The sequence below is a fragment of the Streptomyces sp. NPDC050610 genome (assembly GCF_040654875.1).
In the GTDB taxonomy this organism is placed as follows: domain Bacteria; phylum Actinomycetota; class Actinomycetes; order Streptomycetales; family Streptomycetaceae; genus Streptomyces.
The window spans coordinates 54,408-72,264 of the sequence record NZ_JBFAIV010000026.1 but is presented as its reverse complement, the minus strand read 5'-3'; the positions used below and the strand labels follow the sequence as shown (position 1 = coordinate 72,264).

Genomic DNA, 17,857 nt, shown 5'->3' with positions numbered 1-17,857 from the left:
TCTCCAACTGCCGTCCGCAAGCGGTGTGCCCGTCAGCGGATCCGTGATACGACCTGGTCGGCGATCAGCCGACCGACCTCGGGTGCGACTTTGACCCCGGTACCGCTGCCAGCGCGGGCGAGCCACACCTCCGGTGCCGCGGTCTCCTGCAGTAGGGCGAGGCCGGCCCCGTGCTGGAACCTGTCGAAGGACCGGACGATCCGCACGGTCGATACGTCGTCGCGCCAGCCCAGCCGCGGGGCGGCGGTGCGCAGGGTGCGTTCGTGGTGCCGCAGGTCCGGTCCTGGCCCGTCGTCCGGGTGCTCCCCCCAGCGCAGCAGCGGCAGGCCGACCAGGGTGTGGCGTTCGTCCACCGGCTTGCCATAGCACCCGGTGCGCAGGTCGACGAACGTGGCGTGCGGGGGAGCGCCGGGCGGGCGGCGCACCACCGAGACCTGGATGGCGCGGGTGCGGGTGCTGGTGCGCGGTGCGCCCGCTCCGGCCGGCGGCCACGCGGCCCACGCGCCGATCGCGAGGACGACCGCCCCGGTGGCCAGCACGTCGACCGCGGTGGTCTTGAGCAGGGTGCCGGCCGTGCTCGGCCGCACCGACATCACCCGGGCGCCGGTCAGGATGCGGGCGCCGCCGGCCAGCGCCTCGCTCAGGTACAGCGTGGTCACCTCCACTGGGTCGACCCATCCGGCGGCCGGCTCCACCAAGGCGGCTGCGTCGTCCCGGTGGATTCCGAGTACCTCCTGCGGCCCGGAGCCGTCCACCACGTGGGCTTCCGCGTGACCGGCGGACCGCAGCGCCTCGGCCGCCATGCCCAGTTCCGCTGTTAGCTCCCGCGGGGCCAGCGTCACCGCGCCGGCCGGCCGCAGCGGCGAGCGCCCGCCGGGCCACCCGGCCGGGTCGGCGTAGCTGACGAGGCTGGCCGCAGCCAGCCGGGTGACCACCGGGTCGGGGTCGTAGGCTCGCACCATGCCGCCGGAGGAGCCCGTGCTCCCGGACGCCTGCGACCTGCCCTCCAGCACCAGCGGCCGGACGCCGCGCCGGGTCAGGGCGGCGGCGCTCGCGGCGCCCGTCACCCCGGCACCCACCACCACGACCTCGGCGTGGAGGGTGTCCGTGCTGCGCGGTCCGGTCACAGGGCGGCCCCCGCGGCGGGCTGTGCCGCGAGGTGTGGGGGCATCTCCAAATGCGTCGCGGAACCGGATGGAAGGAAGGTGCAGGCGACTTCGCGCACCGGGTCGCCGGTCAGCCCGAGCCCCTGCCACAGGGCGCGGCCCAACTCCGGCATCACCGGGAAGACGGCGGCCGCGAACACCTTTGCGGCGAGGTAGTCCAGCGCGATGCTCGTGCGTGCCTCCTCCTGGCGGCCGGGCAGGTCGCGCTTGCCCAGCTCCGCGGCCCTGAACCGCCGGGCCGCCGCGACCAGCGCGTCGAGGTGGCCGACGTACGCGGCGCTGCTGTAGGTGTCCGCCAGCAGCAGGCCGTCCAGCGCCGTGCCGACCGCGTTGAGCTGCCGGTAGAACTCGGTGTGTGCCGGCGACCAGGCGCCGGTGCCGGGTACGGTGGCCGCGCCAGGAAGGTCAGCGAACCCGCGGATCCACTCGCGGACCGCCGCCTCCAGCGGATCGGCCCGCATCGCCGCCAGTTCGGCGGTGTTGACGTCGACCACCTCGTCCTCGGGCGCCCGGCGCAGCAGTCCCAGCCGGACCAGGTCGGCGGGCACCTCTGTGAGCAGGTCGTCGGCCCACACGGCGTGACGACGGCTGGTGGAGAACTTGTCCCCGTCTAGGTGCAGGAAGCGGTTGGAGACGTAGCCCGTCGGGAGCAGCCGCTCGTCGCCTGCGGCCAAGGCGAGGGCCGGCAGTAGGACGCCGTAGTAGAAGCTGTTGTCGAAGCCGAGGAAGGTAACGACGTTCAGCGGGCCGCAGCCGTCCGCCGAGGCCTCGGTCAGCTCCAGTTGGGTGAGGGCCAGTTCGACCCACGGGTCGATGACCTGCCCGGACAGCTCGGGGCCCTCCCATGGAATGCCCCAGATGCCGCCGCGGGTGAGTCGGTAGTCGCCCAGGCCTCCCGAGACCAGTTCCGCGGCCAGCGCGCGCAGGGCGCCGCTGCCCTCCACCCGCGCGAGGTAGGCCAGCAGCGGGCTCCGGTAATGGTCAAGGTCGAGGAGCAGCGTCGCCTCCCGCCGAGTCACGGGGGCCGACCCGCACTGCGAGCAGGTCAGGTCGCGCAGGTTGCGGGCGTCGTTCGGCCGCCCGCACGCCTCGCAGATCTCCCCGTCGCAGGACATCCCGCAGGATGGGCAGAAGCCGTCGGCATATGCTTGGAAGAGGCTCTGTCCGCACTTCTCGCACCAGGGTGTATCCACCGTCGCCGGCCGTACCGAGGCGGCCGACGCCAGGGCCGCGAACCTGGCCTTGACCAAGCGGTCGTGGCTGCCCGTGCGCAGCGGACGGTGCATCCGTCCGACGTCCATGCCGGCTGCTCGGAAGGTACCAGCGATGTCGTCGCCGGCGGACTCGGCCAGCTGCGCCGGGGAGGTGGCCTGCCGGTGCGCGGCCACCGCCACGAACGATTGGTGGTCGTCGGATCCTGTGACGAGTTCGGCCGTGTGTCCGGTGGTGCGTAGGGCGCGGGCGAAGGCGTCGGCCCGGATGTAAGGACCCGCCAGGTGGCCGACGTGCAGGCCGCCGTTCGGCGTTGCTGGTGGGCAGAAGACTACCGTCCGGTCGGCGGTCCTGGCGCGGGCGGGCCGATCGGCGAGCCAGGTGACCGCCGAGTCGATGTCCTCCCAGTAGAAAGAGGCGAGCCGGAACACTCCGTCGGTGGGGTTACTGATGCCATGGACGTGGAAGGGCGTCAGGAAGACCAAGTCGCCGGGGCCGAGCAGCCAGGACTCCTCCTCAACCAGCACCTCGGCTTGGCCCTCCAGGATGTAGAAGATTTCGCCGTCCTGGTGGCAGTGGATCTTCGACGCGCTGCGGGCCGGCACCTCGCCGAACACCGAGCCGAACGGCATGCCCCGTACATCGCCTGCGTCCAGCAGGTGGGACAGGTTCATCTCGTACGACCATTCCATCTGCTCGGAATCGAGGCTACGCGTGATGAGGTGGGGCGCACCGCCTTCGCAGGGGGCCTGCCAGGCGACGCGCAAGCTGTACAGGTCGGAACCAGCGTCAGCTGTCAGCGTGCCGCCGTCGCAGCCAGCCGCGTACACCGCGGTCTGCGGGGTCAGCGGGCGCGCCTCGCCGGTCGGCAGGCGCAGCTGCCCGCGGCCGGAGATGACGACGAACAGCTCCTCCCGGCTGCCGCCGGCGAGTGGCACCGATTCGCCCGCCCGGGCGACGGCGCGGCTCATCGCGAACGGCAGGCCGGGGATGTCGGCGTCGGTGAATCCGCCGGAGATGCCGTGGCGGGAAACCGCCGGATCGGAGGATCGTAAGAGCACCATTCTCGGCCTTCCGATGATCCCGGGCGCGTGCTGCCGGCACGTTCTTCTGCCGGCAGCACGCTGTCGGGTTTTGTCTGGGAGCAATCATGGGGGGAGCTCGGTCCCGCTGCTGTCGGGGTAGGTGTGCCATTGTGCTGCGGTGACGACTACAAGCCGCCGAAACAATATGTGAGGAGTGGCGGGAACCCGTTGAATCCGACCGTCGAGTAAGCCGCGGTGTAAGCCCCGGCATGCAGGAAGTCGACGTAGTCGTCTATGGCCAGTTCCAGGGGGAGCAGCGGTGCGTTGGTCTCGTAGAGGATATCGACACTGTCACACGTGGGGCCGGCGAGGACCACGGGTCCCAGGGGGCTGTCGTCCGATTTTTCTGTGGCCAGCGGATAGATAATCGCCTCATTCTCCGTTTCGGCCAGACCATTGAAGCGACCCACGTCGAGGTACACCCATCGCTCCGGGTTCGTGTACGACTTGCGGGAGACGAGAAGTACCCTGGACCGCAGCACCCCGGCATCTCCGACGATATAGCGGCCGGGTTCGACGACGACCTCGGGCAATTTCTCACCGAACGCGTCGTGGAGTGCAGACCGGATTTCTTTCGCGTATTCCTCGATGGTCCGAACTTCCGGGTCGTAGCGCGAGGGAAAGCCACCGCCGAGATTTACCAACGAAAGGCCGAGGCCGCGTGTGCGCGCCTGCCCAAACAGGGCTGCCACCGTACTCAAGGCGTCGTGCCAGCGGCTCGGGTCGAGCTGCTGCGAGCCGACGTGGAAGGACACCCCGCGGGCCTCCAGGCCCAGCTCTACCGCACGTGTCAGCAGGTCGAGGGCCATGTCTGGCTGGCACCCGAACTTGCGGCTCAGCGGCCACCTGGCGCCGGCCCCGTCCACCAGGATCCGGCAGACCACGGCGCTGCCGGGAGCGGCCGTGGCGATCTTCGCCAGTTCGCCCGCGCTGTCGAAGGCGAACAGCCGGACGCCCCGGCCGAACGCCTGGGCGATGTCCTCGGATCTCTTCACGGTGTTGCCGCACGATATCGAAAGCGGATCGGCCCCCAGGTCGAGGCACAGGTCGAGTTCCGTGCGGCTCGCCACGTCGAACGCGCAGCCCGCATTCACGAGAGTGGCGACGACATCGGTATGGGAATTAGCTTTCACGGCGTAGAGGATGTGAGCCTCGGGTAATGCGGTTCGGATGTCGCAATATTGTTTCCGTACGATCTCTAGATCCACGGCCAGAAATGGGGTGGGATGCAGAGATTGCGCGAAGAACTCAAGGTGGCGTTTGCCTGTGCGATTCTGCATTCTGCTGCCAGCCTATGGTGTCGAAATGCGTGATAATCTGGTGGCCTCGGTGATATTTAAACAGACCGCGACTGCCTGCCGCGCCATAGAGGGAAGCTTAAATTAGGGCGAGGATGATATTTTGTCAAGGCCCTGGGGTCCAATTTTCAAGATTTAATCTACATGGCATTTGATCTCCCGATCGGAATACGTTGTTCCCCTTGTTGGTTGCATATATCGCGCCCGCCTGCATTGATGGTTGCAGAGCTCAGGAGTGCACCTTGAAGATCATTTTTCCTTTCCCGTGTGTTGTCATCGACCACACGCACACCTTCTCATCGGATTCGCCCGGGTATTTCGCTGAAGACTCACTGGTTCTCACGCGTACCGTGGGATCCGAGGAAACGGAGTGGAACGATTTTCGGCTATGTCTGTCCGAGCATTTCGGCACCCACCTGGACGCACCTAGCCACCTGCGCCGCCCTGGCGCCTCGACCGTGGATCTCATCCCGCCGGACCGGCTCATCGGACCCGTCGTCGCCGTGGACGTGCGCGACCGGGCCGCGCAAGACGATGACTACCGGCTGGCGGTCGAGGACCTTCGCAGTTGGGAGGACGACCACGGCCGGATGCCGACGGGCTGCGTCGTCGTCATGAACTCGGGGTGGCAGGACCGCTGGGTGGATCCGGCCGGCTACTGCAACCTGCGCGAAGGCGTCCGCCACTTTCCCGGGTTCTCGGTCGAGGCGGTGCGCTGGCTGCTGGAGCACCGAGACGTCAAAGGTATCGGCGTCGATACCCTCAGCATCGACCACGGCCCCTCAACCGACTACCCCGTGCACCGGCTGCTGCTGGGCTCCGAGCGGTGGGCGCTGGAGAACCTGGCAGCGCTGGACTGCATCATCGGTGCAGAGGGGGTGATGGTGGTAGCCCCCCTCAAGCACCGGGGTGGCTCGGGCGCACCGGCCCGGGTTCTTACCTTCCTGCCGACCGGGGGCGACGCGTGAACGTCCTTCTCAGGCTGGCCGGCTCGCGTCGAGGTCAGGCCGGAGCGCCGCTGCCACGTCCGCCGCCAGCACCGGAATGTCCTCCGGACACAGGGTGGACACAGTCAGCCGTAAGCCGACGCGCGCACCGGACCGGAAGCGTGCGCCGGGCGCGGCACCCCAGCCCCGCTGGATGAGAGCGACGACCGCCGACGTTTCGTCGGGCACCGGGATCCACACGTTCAAGCCGGTGCGCCCATACGCACGGACGCCGCGTTCGGCCAGCGCTCGGATGAGGGGCTCCCGCCGCTCGGCGTAAAATGCGGAGACCCGCGGGCGATCCACCGCCTCGCTGGCCCACAGATGCACGACCGCCCGCTGGAGGACGTGGCTCACCCAGCCGCTGCCCAACCGCTGCCTTCCCCGGACGCGGTTTACGGTCTCGGCGTCCCCGGTGAGTACCGCCAGCCGTAGATCGGGGCCGAAGAGCTTGGCGACCGAGCGGACCACCGCCCAGTGCTCGGTGACCGGGCACCCGTCCTGCATGCAAAGCGGGTGGTATGGAGTGTCGGCCAGGCCGTGGCCTATGTCGTCCTCGATGAGCAGCACGTCGGGCCGCGCCGCGAGCAGCCGTCGCAGCTCGACGGCGCGCTGCGCGCCGATCGCCGCCCCCGTCGGGTTCTGCCAGCGGGAGGTCACCACAAACGCGGTCACCCCGGAGGCCAACGCGCGGGCCGCGTCACCGGGGCGCGGTCCATCGTTGTCCACCGCCACACCCACCGTGCGAAGGCCCAGCGCGGGAAGCAGGTCCAGCAGGTTGCTCCAGGCCGGGTCTTCCACCGCGACAAGGTCCCCGGGCCGCAACCGGGCCTGAAGTACCCGCTCGATCGCGTCGAGCGCGCCGGAAGTGACGGCGATCGGCCCAGGTGGCAGCCCGTCCGACAAGTACTGGTCGAGGGCCAGGTCCACCAGCCGCTTGTCCTCAGCGGGCAGGCCGTACAGCAGGGGCTCCCGCGCGGTCTCGTCGGCGACCCGCAGCAGCGCCTCGCGCAGCGACGGCAGTTGGCTGGCTGCCGGGTTACCGTGCGAGAGGTCGCGAGCGCCGGGCGGCAGGTGTAGCGGGATCTGGTGGCGGGGAGTGTGTGCGGGTCGGTGTAGGACGCGGCTGCCGCGTCGTCCCGCGGTCTCGATCACGCCCCGCTCGCGGAGCAGACGATACGCGAGGCCGACGGTGTTGGGGTTGACGCCGAGTTCCGCGGCCAGTGCGCGCAACGTGGGAAGCGAGCTGCCCGGCGACATCGTGCCGGCTGCCACAGCTGTTTCGATTGCGGCAGCGATCTCGGCCGCGCGTCGCCCGCGAATCCTGTAGGCCTCTGGCATGCCCTGCATTGTGCCGGACCGGGTGCGGGCGGCAAGGTGGTTTCGGGCGCTGCGCTGTGCGTCGCTGAGCCGTTTTCAACCTGTGGTGGGGGCTGTCGAGTTGGGCGGCTTCGGGAGGCGGCGAAGCTCCTGGCAGGAGGTGTCACGACCAAGATCCACCGTGCTGTCAGGAGCTTCACGTGCTTGTCTCCCCTGCGTCCATCGACCTGTCCAGCCGGACTCTGCGCTTGCTGACTCGGCAACTCGCCGCTCGGCTAAGCTGCTGACGGGCCTCCGTGCCACCGGTCCGTCCCAGTGGCGGCGTACGGCCGTCAGGGTCGGCACTCCGGCCCCGGAGGTGAGCAGAATGCGGCACGGCCTGTTCAGTCGGAACAACCCGATCAGCCAGAACGGCGCGGTCAGCCAGAACGGCGCGGACCCGGGACTCTTCGGCCCCGGATCGGTCACCTGGCAGGTGCACGGCGACCCCATGATGTGGGTGGCGGGCGTCCGCGCCCTGTGGCTCCAGGCGCTCCACCCGCGCGCCGTGCGCGGCATCATGCAGAACTCCGACTTCCGCCGGGACCCCTGGCGGCGGCTCCTGCGCACCGCCGGGTTCGTCGCCACCACCACCTACGGCACCGCCGACGCAGCCGAACGGGCCGGGGCCGCCGTCCGCGCCATCCACCGCAGGCTCACCGCCACCGACCCCGGCACCGGCGAGCGGTACCGCGTCGACGACCCTGAGCTGCTTCTATGGGTGCACTGCGCCGAGGTCGCCTCCTACCTCCATGTGGTGCGCGCCTCCGGCCTGCCGTTCACCGACGTGACCGCCGACGCCTACATAGCCGAACACCGCCGCTCCGCCCGGCTCGTCGGCCTCGACCCCGCCCGCGTGCCGGCCGACGCCGAGCAGCTCGCCGAGTACTTCGAGAAGGTGCGCCCGCAACTGGCCGCCACCCCCGAGGCGTTCGAGGTCGACGCGTTCCTGCGCCGCCCGCCCGTGCCCCCGCTGCTCACTCCCGCGCGCCGGCTGATCTGGGGGCGCGTGTCCGCACTCGCGTACGCCTCCCTGCCCCGGCACGCCCACGAGCTGTACGGCCGGCCCGCGCCGGCCCCGGACGCCGTCGCCCGGCGGCTGCGCGCCGCCGGCCTCGCCCTGCGGCGCGTGCCCGCGACCGTACGCTGGCAACTCCCGCCCAAACACATCCTCACCGCCGCCGCCCGGCTCGGCCCCGGCAGCCGACCCTCGGCCTACAAGCTGCGCAGCCTGGACGCCATACTGGACGGGCCGGGGAGGGCAGCAGTGCAGCGAGACGACGGGGGCGGCGGCGGAGGATGGCGGACACCAGGCTGATCCAGGGCCGGTACCGGCTGCTCGACCTGATCGGGCGGGGCGGCATGGGCGAGGTGTGGCGGGCGCTCGACGAGTCGCTCGGCCGCCGGGTGGCCGTCAAATGCCTCAACCCGCTGGGGCCGCGGCACGACCAGTCGTTCATGCGGGTGCTGCGCGAGCGGTTCCGGCGGGAGGCCCGCGTCGCCGCCGCCCTCCAGCACCGGGGCGTCACCGTCGTCCACGACTTCGGCGAGTCCGACGGTGTCCTCTACCTGGTCATGGAGTTGCTGGAGGGCCGCAACCTCAGCCAGCTCCTGGAGGACAACAAGCACCACCCGCTGCCCGTGCCGGACGTCGTGGACATCGCGGAGCAGGTGGCCACGGCGCTCGCCTACACCCACCGGCAGGGCATCGTGCACCGCGACCTGAAGCCCGCCAACATCATGCGGCTGGCCGACGGCAGCGTGAAGATATGCGACTTCGGCATAGCGCGCCTCGGCCACGACATCGGCCTCACCAGCCGCCTCACCGGCACCGGCATCGCCATGGGCACCCCGCACTACATGTCGCCCGAGCAGATCGCGGGCGGCCACGTCGACCGGCGCAGCGACCTGTACTCGCTCGGCTGCGTGCTCTACGAAATCTCCACCGGAGCCCCGCCCTTCGACCTCGACGACGCCTGGGCCGTCCTCGTGGGCCACCGCGACACCACGCCCGAACCGCTCCGCAGCCACCGCCCGGACCTCCCCGAACCCTTCGAGCGGATCGTGCTGGACCTGCTGGCCAAGGACCCCGAGGACCGCCCGCAGGACGCCGCCGACCTCGGGCACCGGATCGCCGAGACGCACGGCACGGGCCACCGCTGGCCATCGCCCCGGCCGACCGTCGCGACGGGCGGGCTCGGTGCGGCCGTCCCGGACCGGACCGCCGGGACGGTGGCCGGGCCCGAGCCCGTATGGCCGGTGGCGGCACTGCCCGAGCCGACCCGGCTGCCCGGCTGGGCCAGGGGCATGACCACCGGTACCAAGGCCACCGCCGGCTCTCTCCCGCTCGTGCCGGCCGCTCCCGCCGACGCGCTGACCGGCTCCTGGACCCGGCCCGACGACCCGCGCCGGCCCGTGCCGCCGCTCCCCGGGTCCGCCCGCCCCAGCGTGCCGCCGGAGGTCCTCAAGGAGCTGTCCGCGCGGCACAGCGCGGGGCTGAGCCTCGGGCGGCTCGGCCGCTGGGAGGAGGCGGGCAAGGTGCACCGCGCCGTCGCCGCCGAGCGCGAGCACGTCCTGGGCGCGGACCATCCCGACACCCTCGCCAGCCGGTACGAGGTCGCCTACACCCTCAGCCGGCTGGGCCGCCCGGCGGACGCGCTGCGCGAGTACGGGCAGGCCGCCGCCGGCCGGGAGCGGGTGCTCGGCGCCGAGCACGCGGACACCCTCGCCGCGCGGCAGGAGACCGCGTACGTACTCGGTCAGCTCGGCCGGCACTTCGAGGCGCACCAGGTGTACGCCGCCGTGCTCGCCGTGCGGGAGCGCACCATGGGCCCCGACCACCCCGACACGCTGCGCTGCCGCCACAACCTCGCCTACAACCTCAGCAGGCTCGGGCGCCTGGAGGACTCGTACGAGATGGCGCGCGACGTCGCCGCCGCCCGCGCCCGCGTCCTGGGTGCGGGCCACCCGGACACCCTCGTCACCCGCTACGAGGTCGGTTACGCGCTCGGTCAGCTCGGCCGCTGGTCCGAGGCGCTCGACACGTACCGCGAGGTCGCCGCCGGGCGCGCCCAGGCGCTGGGGCCCGACCACGCCGACACGCTCGCCGCCCGTTACGAGGCGGGCATCTGTCTGGGGCGGCTGGGCCGCAGCGCGGCGGCCCTGGAGCTCTACCGCGACCTCGTCGACGACCGTACGCGCGCGCAGGGCGCGACGGACCCCGAGACGCTGCGGGCCCGGCACGGCCTCGGCGTCAACCTCGGCCGGCTCGGCCGCTGGGAGGAGGCCCTGTCCGAGGCCCGCGACGTGTCGGCGATCCGGGAGCGGGTGCTGGGGGCCGAGCACACGGACACGCTCGTCAGCCGCCGCGAGATCGCCGTCGGGCTCGGCTGGCTCGGCCGCTGGACGGACGCGCTCGCCGTGTACCGGGAGGTCGCCCAGGCGCGGCAGCGAGTGCTGGGCGCCAACCATCCCGACGCGCTGGCCAGCCGCAACGACGAGGCCCACTGCCTGGAACAGCTCGGCCGCTCGACGGAGGCCGTCGAGCTGTACCGCCAGGTCGCGGCGTTGCGCCAGCAGCGCGGGGCGCCGGGCCGGTAGCCCCGGCCGTTGCCGGGCCGCGTGCGCGGGCCCGCTGAGACCGGCCTCGTGCGGGTGGAGCCCTCAGACCCTGCCACCGGCGCCCGAGAGGGCTGAATCGGTTTCCCGGCCCCGCTTGCGACCGCCGCGCCGTGACGGTTCGGCGCCGCAGGTGACGGGTGACCTTGCCAACGGCCGAAAGAATCTGACGCTGCATCAGAAAATCTCTTCCCTCGCACGCCCCGCTGCGGCATCCTGCCCCGCATGGAGACGGAGCTGAGCAAACGGCTGGGGATCGAACACGCCATCTTCGGCTTCACGCCGTTCCCGGCGGTGGCCGCCGCGATCACCCGAGCGGGAGGGCTCGGCGTCCTCGGCGCGGTGCGCTACGGCGCCGTCGAGGACCTCGCGCGCGACCTCGACTGGATGCAGGAGAACACCGGCGGCAGACCGTACGGCCTCGACGTCGTCATGCCCGCCAAGAAGGTGGAGGGGGTGAGCGAGGCCGACATCGAGGCGATGATCCCGCCCGCCCACCGCCAGTTCGTCGCCGACACCCTCGCCAAGTACGGCGTGCCGGAACTCGCCGAGGGCGAGGCGTCCGGCTGGCGCATCACCGGCTGGATGGAACAGGTCGCCCGCGGCCAGCTCGACGTCGCCTTCGACTACCCCATCGCCCTGCTCGCCAACGCGCTCGGCTCACCGCCCGCCGACGTCGTCGAGCGCGCCCACGCCCACGGCATCCTCGTCGCCGCGCTCGCGGGCAGCCCGCACCACGCACAGCGGCACCGGGACGCCGGCATCGACGTCGTCGTCGCCCAGGGCTACGAAGCCGGCGGCCACACCGGCGAGATCGCCTCCATGGTGCTGACCCCCGAGGTCGTCGACGCCGTCGACCCGCTCCCCGTACTCGCCGCCGGCGGCATCGGCAGCGGCGAGCAGATCGCCGCCGGACTCGCCCTCGGCGCCCAAGGAGTGTGGCTCGGCTCGCTCTGGCTCACCACCGAGGAAGCCGACCTGCACTCCCGCGCGCTGACCCGCAAACTCCTCGCGGCCGGCTCGGGCGACACGGTCCGCTCCCGTTCCCTGACCGGCAAACCCGCCCGCCAGCTGCGCACCGAGTGGACCGACGCCTGGGACGGCCCGGAAGGCCCCGGCACCCTCCCCATGCCGCTTCAGGGGCTGCTCGTCGCCGAGGCCGTCTCCCGCATCCAGAAGTACGAAGTGGACGCCCTGCTCGGCACGCCCGTCGGTCAGATCGTCGGCCGGATGAACTCCGAACGCAGCGTCCAGGCCGTCTTCGACGACCTCACCGCGGGCTTCGAGCGGGCCATCGACCGTATCAACCGCATCGCCGGACGCGCCTGAGCGCGGAGAGGAGCGCCTTCCCATGACGCAACCCCCGAACGGCTTCTGGGCACAGGCGGCCGCGGACCCCGGCCGTACGGTCCTCATCGCGCCCGACGGCGAGCAGTGGAGCGCGGGCCGGCTGCACGCCGACTGCAACCGGCTCGTGCACGGGCTGCGCGCGGCCGGACTGGAGCGCGGCGACGCGTTCGCGGCCGTGCTCCCCAACGGCGTCGAGTTCTTCACGGCCTATCTCGCCGCCTCCCAGGCCGGGTTCTACCTCGTGCCCGTCAACCACCACCTCGTCGGCCCCGAGATCGCCTGGATCGTCGCGGACTCCGGCGCCAAGGTGCTCATCGCGCACGAGCGGTTCGGCGACACGGCGACGGCGGCGGCCGACGAGGCGGAACTGCCCGCCACGCACCGCTACGCGGTCGGCGAGATCTCCGGCTTCCGCCCGTACAGCACTCTTCTTGAGGGGCAGCCCGACACCCCGCCCGAGGACCGCACGCTCGGCTGGGTCATGAACTACACCTCCGGTACCACAGGCCGCCCGCGCGGCATACGTCGCCCGCTGCCCGGCAAACCACCCGAAGAGACGTACCTCGGCGGCTTCCTCGCGATCTTCGGCATCAAGCCCTTCGACGACAACGCGCACCTCGTCTGCTCGCCGCTCTACCACACGGCGGTCCTCCAATTCGCGGGCGCGTCCCTGCACATCGGGCACCGGCTCGTGCTGATGGACAAGTGGACGCCCGAGGACATGCTGCGGGCCGTCGACCGCCACGCGTGCACGCACACGCACATGGTGCCGACCCAGTTCCACCGGCTGCTCGCGCTCCCGGAATCCGTGCGCGCCGCGTACGACGTCTCCTCCATGCGGCACGCCATCCACGGCGCCGCGCCCTGCCCCGACCACGTCAAACGCGCGATGATCGACTGGTGGGGCACGTGCGTCGAGGAGTACTACGCGGCCAGCGAGGGCGGCGGGGCCTTCGCCACCGCCGAGGACTGGCTGAAGAAGCCCGGCACCGTCGGCAAGCCCTGGCCCATCAGCGAACTCGCCGTCTTCGACGACGACGGGCGACGGCTTCCCGCGGGCGAACTCGGCACCGTCTACATGAAGATGAGCACCGGCGGCTTCGCCTACCACAAGGACGAGAACAAGACGCGGAAGAACCGGATCGGCGACTTCTTCACCGTCGGCGATCTCGGCTACCTCGACGAGGACGGCTACCTCTACCTCCGCGACCGCAAGATCGACATGATCATCTCCGGCGGCGTCAACATCTACCCCGCCGAGATCGAGTCCGCGCTGCTCGCCCACCCCGCCGTCGCCGACGCCGCGGCCTTCGGCATCCCCAACGACGACTGGGGCGAGGAGGTCAAGGCCGTGGTCGAGCCCGCCGAGGGGCACCCGGCGGGCCCGGAACTGGCCCAGGAGATCCTCGCCCACTGCGAGCGGCAACTCGCCGGCTACAAGCGCCCCAAGACCGTCGACTTCATCGAAACCATGCCCCGCGACCCCAATGGCAAGCTCTACAAGCGGCGGCTCCGCGACCCGCACTGGGCGGGCCGGGAGCGCACCGTGTAGTCACCTCAGAGGTGAGCGGTCAGCTCAGTGCTCGCTCACCCGCACCACCCGCAGCTCCGGCGACGCGAGGACGTCCTTCGCGCAGAACCGCTCCTTGACCATGCGACCGGCCGAGTACAGCTCCGTCTGGTCGCTGTAATGCGGCGAGTTCGGGTTCGAGGACTGCGAATAGGTCAGCAGTGTCCGGGCGACCGGGCAGCCGCTGCCGTCGAAGCCGACCGCCTGGATATAGCTGGAGCCCAAGGACACCTCGCTGTAGCCGCCCTTCGCAGCGTCCCAGCGCGATTCGGTCTTGTTCCAGACGCCCAGCGATTCAGTGCCGCCCGGAAGCGGGATGCGCTCGCCGCCCCGCACCACGAACTGGTGCTCGCCCAGCGGCGCGTCGAGCGCGATACGGGCCGTCCGCAGCTCGCCGACCGCGTCCGCCAGCGAGCGCGCGAACCGCGGGTCGGCCGTGTTCAGGGTGTTCGGAGTGGCCACCGGATCGGCGGCGGAGAACGGCACCCGCCACAACTCGCCCTCCGGCACGGCGTCGGAGAGCTTCCGCCAGAAGCGGTCGAAGAGCAGCGCCCCCGCGCTGTCGGTCCGCACCGTACGGTCCCACCCGGCCAGCACGTCACAGGCGTCCGAGACGTCCACGCGCTTGCCCTGGCTGTCCACCGCCGTGCCGCCCGGCAGCGCCGCGCACGCCTTCGCGGCGTCGGACGCGGCCAGATCGGCCGCGGGCACACGGTTGGCGAACTGCTGCTTCTGGAGATCGGCCACGGTCAGCCGGCCCCGATCCGCCATGGCGTCCACGTCCTCGATCGCGCCACGGGTGCGCATCGAGCGCTCGGTGCCGATGTCGCCGAAGACCCGCGGGTAGCCGGTGAGCGGCTGGTCCGCGTTGGCCAGCCACGCACTGTCGTTGGAGTTCTCCGCGTACGGCGCGTCCTTCACCGTCGGCATCGCGGACGGACCGAAGATCCCGTCCTGTACGGCGTCGGCGTCCCGGCCCAGCCCGCAGGAACCGCGCGATCCGTCCAGCACCGCGAGGCCGGACACCGGATAGATCCGCTTGCCCAGCGCCGTGGAACAGCGCGCGACCAGCTCATCGGTGACGCGCGGCAGCACCTGCGACTGGGTGTAGAGGCTGTGGCCGGCGGAGTCCGCCGCGATCGTGTTGACCCAGGGCAGACCCTGGACCCGGTTCAGCGCGTCGCGGACGCCGTCGACGTCGCGGGCCTTGCTGAGACTCAGCCCGGCGTCGCTGAACCGCATATTGCCGGAGTTGGCGTCGTCCAGCGCGTACGCCGAGCCGCTGGTCCAGGGCAGCTCGAAATCGCCGTAGGACGTGGTCACGGGACCGTAGCGGGTCCACCACTGCGAGCGGGTGACCTCGGTGGGGCCGCCGTCAGCGCCCCGCGCCGCGACGGTGACCGTCCGCTTGGTCATCTTGACGGCCTTGCCGTCCACCAGGTAGGACGTCGGGTCCGACGGCGTCAGCTTCAGTTCGCGCAGCGTCAACGGCACGCCCTTGGCGACCGTATGGCTCCACGCGATACGGGAGTTGTGGCCGATGGAGATCGACGTGACACCGAGCAGAGAGCCGCCCGCGGCGTCCAGCTCGCCCGGGATGGTGACCTGCGACTGCCAGAAGCGGCGGCCGCCCTTCCAGGGGTAATGCGGATTGCCGAGCAGCAGGCCGCGCCCGTTCGCGGTGGTCTCCCCGCTGAACGCGACGGCGTTGGAGCCCATGTCCGCACGGTCCTGGCCGAAGAGCCGGCGCGCGGCCTCGACCGGGTCCTTCGGCTGCTGGGGCTTGACGCCCGGGCCCGGCGGCCGGGCCCCGGTGATGCCGTCCACGGCAGCGCCCTGCCCGGAGAGCAGGGCGAGGGAGTAGCCGCGCCGGGCCACGTCGAGCGTCGTGACGGGCTTGACCCAGTCGGCGCCCCGGCAGACCGGATCGGTTATCCGGTGCTGTCTCAGCCAGGCGTTGTAGCCGGCCGCGAAGCCGCGCATCAGCTCCTTCGTCTGTCTGCTGGGGCCGGCCGGAGCGGGCTGGGCGAGCAGCTTCTCGACCGTGCCCGCTTCATTGAGGCCGCGGAAGAAGAGGTCGCTGGTGAGGTTGGTGGAGGCGGACGACATGGAGCGGTCGGTCGCGGCGTCGGGGCCGAAGTAGCGCGAGCGCTCGCCGCGCCCGGTGATGAACCCGTCTGCCAGCACGCAGACCTGGTCGGCGGCCTGCGCCCAGCCCTCGCCGAAGCCCAGGTTCGGATAGTCCTTGGCCGTGATGTGCGGAATGCCGTACTCGGTGTAGCGGATGACGGCGGACAGCCCATCACCCGAGGGCCGGTGCGCACGGTCCGGCTCGGCCGCCGCCGCCCCCGGCGGCAGCACAGTCGAAGTGGTCAGCAGCGCGGCGCCGGCGAGCACCAGCGCGCGCATGCGGATGCGTAAGTTCAACTTATCCCCCAACGAGGTAATGCGGTACGGAAGTTGACGGATGGTACCAAGCAGGAGGATTGTCGCCGATGCGCGGCGTGTGGCGGCAGAGGGCGGTCCGGTGACGTCTCCGGTTCCGGTCCGGCGGCGACTCCGGTTCCGGTCCGGCGTGAGTACTTGACCCGCGCCCCCGCCGCGCACAAGATCCGACCATGACCGGAGGAGTACGCAGCAGCACGGTGGACGACATCCTGCGGCGCAGCGCCCGGCGGGTGCCCGACCGCACGGCGGTGCGGTACGGCGAGCGGGCCTGGACCTACCGGGAACTCGACGACGCGGTGACCGTGGCCGCCTGGACGCTGGCGAACCGCGGCGGACTGGGCGGCGGCGCCCGCGTCGCCGCGTACGGGCACAACTCCGACGCCTACCTGATCGCCTTCCTCGCCTGCGCCCGCGCGGGCTACGTCCATGTGCCGGTCAACCACCACCTCACCGGCGAGGAGCTGCGGTACGTCATCGAGCAGTCGGGCAGCTCGCTCGTCCTCGCCGACCCGGCCATCGAACACCGGCTGCCCGATTCCGTACCGGTCATGGCGCTGCGCGACGCCACCGGCTCGCTGCTGGAGAAGGCGCGGGAGCGGAGCGCGGCCGGCATCGTGTCCATCGGCGGGGACGGCGAGCAGGTGGTCCAACTCCTCTACACGTCGGGGACCACCGCCGAGCCGAAGGGCGCGATGATGTCGCACCACGCCCTCGTGCACGCCTACGTCAGCGCTATCACCGCCCTGGACCTCAAAGAGAGCGACCGGCCGCTGCACTGCCTGCCGCTCTACCACTCGGCACAGCTGCATGTCTTCCTGCTGCCCTATCTGGCGGTGGGCGCGGAGAACACCATCATCGACGAGCCCGACCCGTACCGGATCTTCGAACTGGTGGGGGCGGGCCGCGCCGACAGTTTCTTCGCCCCGCCCACGGTCTGGATCGCGCTGGCCGGCCACCCCGAGTTCGTCAACCGCGACCTCAGCGGACTGCGCAAGGCGTACTACGGCGCCTCGATCATGCCCGTACCGGTCCTGGAACGGCTCCGCACCCGCCTCCCGGACCTGGCCTTCTACAACTGCTTCGGGCAGAGCGAGATCGGCCCCCTCGCCACCGTCCTCGGCCCCGACGAGCACGAGGGCCGGATGGCTTCCTGCGGCCGTCCGGTGTTGTTCGTGGAGGCCCAGGTCGTGGACAAGCGCGGCGTCGAAGTGGACCCCGGCGTCACCGGCGAGATCGTCTACCGCTCGCCGCAGCTGTGCGAGGGGTACTGGAACAAGCCGGAGGAGACCGCCGAGGCGTTCCGCGACGGCTGGTTCCACTCCGGAGACCTCGCCGTGCGGGACGCCGAGGGCTATCTCACCGTCGTCGACCGGGTGAAGGACGTCATCAACTCCGGCGGCGTCCTCGTCGCCTCCCGCCAGGTCGAGGACGCCCTGTACGAGCACCCGGCCGTGGCGGAGACAGCGGTGATCGGCCTCCCGGACGCGCACTGGATCGAGGCGGTCACCGCCGTCGTCGTCCGGCGCGGCGCGGTCGGCGAGCAGGAGCTGATCGACCACGTCCGCGAGCGCCTCGCCCACTTCAAGGCCCCCAAACGCGTCCTGTTCGTCCCCGACCTGCCCCGCAATGCCAGCGGAAAGATCCTCAAACGCGAACTGCGCGACCGCTTCGCGTCGCAGACGCACCGGCCGGGCCCGTCAGGGGGCGCCTAGGGGGTCGGGGGCGGGTCCGCAACCGTAGTCGCCGGGGAGCCCCCGGGCTCCGG

11 protein-coding genes are annotated in these 17,857 nt (G+C 71.4%); 6 read left to right on the top strand and 5 right to left on the bottom strand.

What is annotated here, in order from left to right; translation table 11 throughout:
• Positions 1-32: 32 nt before the first annotated feature.
• The 3 genes from AB0I22_RS27985 to AB0I22_RS27975 all read right to left on the bottom strand — a co-directional run bounded on the left by AB0I22_RS27985 (position 33) and on the right by AB0I22_RS27975 (position 4,743).
• Positions 33-1,127 carry an FAD-dependent oxidoreductase gene (locus tag AB0I22_RS27985; RefSeq protein WP_363133700.1) on the bottom strand — a complete coding sequence of 365 codons (1,095 nt, stop codon included), beginning with the start codon at positions 1,125-1,127 and terminating at the stop codon, positions 33-35.
• Positions 1,124-3,442, bottom strand: coding sequence for a class I tRNA ligase family protein (locus tag AB0I22_RS27980; RefSeq protein WP_363133699.1), 2,319 nt, complete (start codon positions 3,440-3,442; stop codon positions 1,124-1,126). The genes AB0I22_RS27985 and AB0I22_RS27980 overlap by 4 nt, the downstream gene beginning before the upstream one ends.
• Before the next feature lie 146 nt (positions 3,443-3,588).
• A complete protein-coding gene (locus AB0I22_RS27975) occupies positions 3,589-4,743 on the bottom strand; it encodes a type III PLP-dependent enzyme (RefSeq protein WP_363133698.1) in 1,155 nt (384 codons plus the stop codon).
• 260 nt (positions 4,744-5,003) lie between these two features.
• On the opposite strand from AB0I22_RS27975, the gene AB0I22_RS27970 reads away from it, so the two are divergent.
• The gene (locus AB0I22_RS27970) at positions 5,004-5,729 is read left to right on the top strand and encodes a cyclase family protein (protein WP_363133697.1); all 726 of its coding nucleotides are present in this window, start codon (positions 5,004-5,006) and stop codon (positions 5,727-5,729) included.
• A gap of 9 nt (positions 5,730-5,738) precedes the next feature.
• On the opposite strand, the gene AB0I22_RS27965 is transcribed toward AB0I22_RS27970, so the two are convergent.
• Positions 5,739-7,088: an aminotransferase class I/II-fold pyridoxal phosphate-dependent enzyme gene (locus AB0I22_RS27965; RefSeq protein ID WP_363133696.1), complete on the bottom strand. Its 1,350-nt coding sequence runs from the start codon at positions 7,086-7,088 to the stop codon at positions 5,739-5,741.
• Positions 7,089-7,434: 346 nt separating this feature from the next.
• Here AB0I22_RS27965 and AB0I22_RS27960 point away from each other — a divergent pair, with 346 nt between their 5' ends.
• The 4 genes from AB0I22_RS27960 (at position 7,435) to AB0I22_RS27945 (ending at position 13,626) form a co-directional block, all read left to right on the top strand.
• A complete protein-coding gene (locus AB0I22_RS27960) occupies positions 7,435-8,424 on the top strand; it encodes an oxygenase MpaB family protein (RefSeq protein ID WP_363133695.1) in 990 nt (329 codons plus the stop codon).
• The gene (locus AB0I22_RS27955; protein WP_363133694.1) at positions 8,406-10,706 is read left to right on the top strand and encodes a serine/threonine-protein kinase; all 2,301 of its coding nucleotides are present in this window, start codon (positions 8,406-8,408) and stop codon (positions 10,704-10,706) included. The genes AB0I22_RS27960 and AB0I22_RS27955 overlap by 19 nt, the downstream gene beginning before the upstream one ends.
• 243 nt (positions 10,707-10,949) lie before the next feature.
• On the top strand, positions 10,950-12,053 hold the full coding sequence (locus AB0I22_RS27950) for a nitronate monooxygenase family protein (protein ID WP_363133693.1): 1,104 nt from the start codon (positions 10,950-10,952) through the stop codon (positions 12,051-12,053).
• A gap of 22 nt (positions 12,054-12,075) precedes the next feature.
• Entirely contained in the window at positions 12,076-13,626 is a 1,551-nt protein-coding gene (locus AB0I22_RS27945) for an acyl-CoA synthetase (RefSeq protein WP_363133692.1), read from the top strand.
• A 24-nt stretch (positions 13,627-13,650) separates the two neighbouring features.
• Here the strand turns inward: AB0I22_RS27945 and AB0I22_RS27940 are convergent, their stop codons facing one another.
• Positions 13,651-16,071 (bottom strand): penicillin acylase family protein, encoded by a 2,421-nt coding sequence (locus AB0I22_RS27940; RefSeq protein WP_363133691.1) that lies wholly within the window; start codon positions 16,069-16,071, stop codon positions 13,651-13,653.
• A 191-nt stretch (positions 16,072-16,262) separates the two neighbouring features.
• Between AB0I22_RS27940 and AB0I22_RS27935 the strand changes: the two genes are divergently transcribed.
• Entirely contained in the window at positions 16,263-17,804 is a 1,542-nt protein-coding gene (locus AB0I22_RS27935; protein WP_363133690.1) for a fatty acyl-CoA synthetase, read from the top strand.
• Positions 17,805-17,857: the final 53 nt, after the last annotated feature.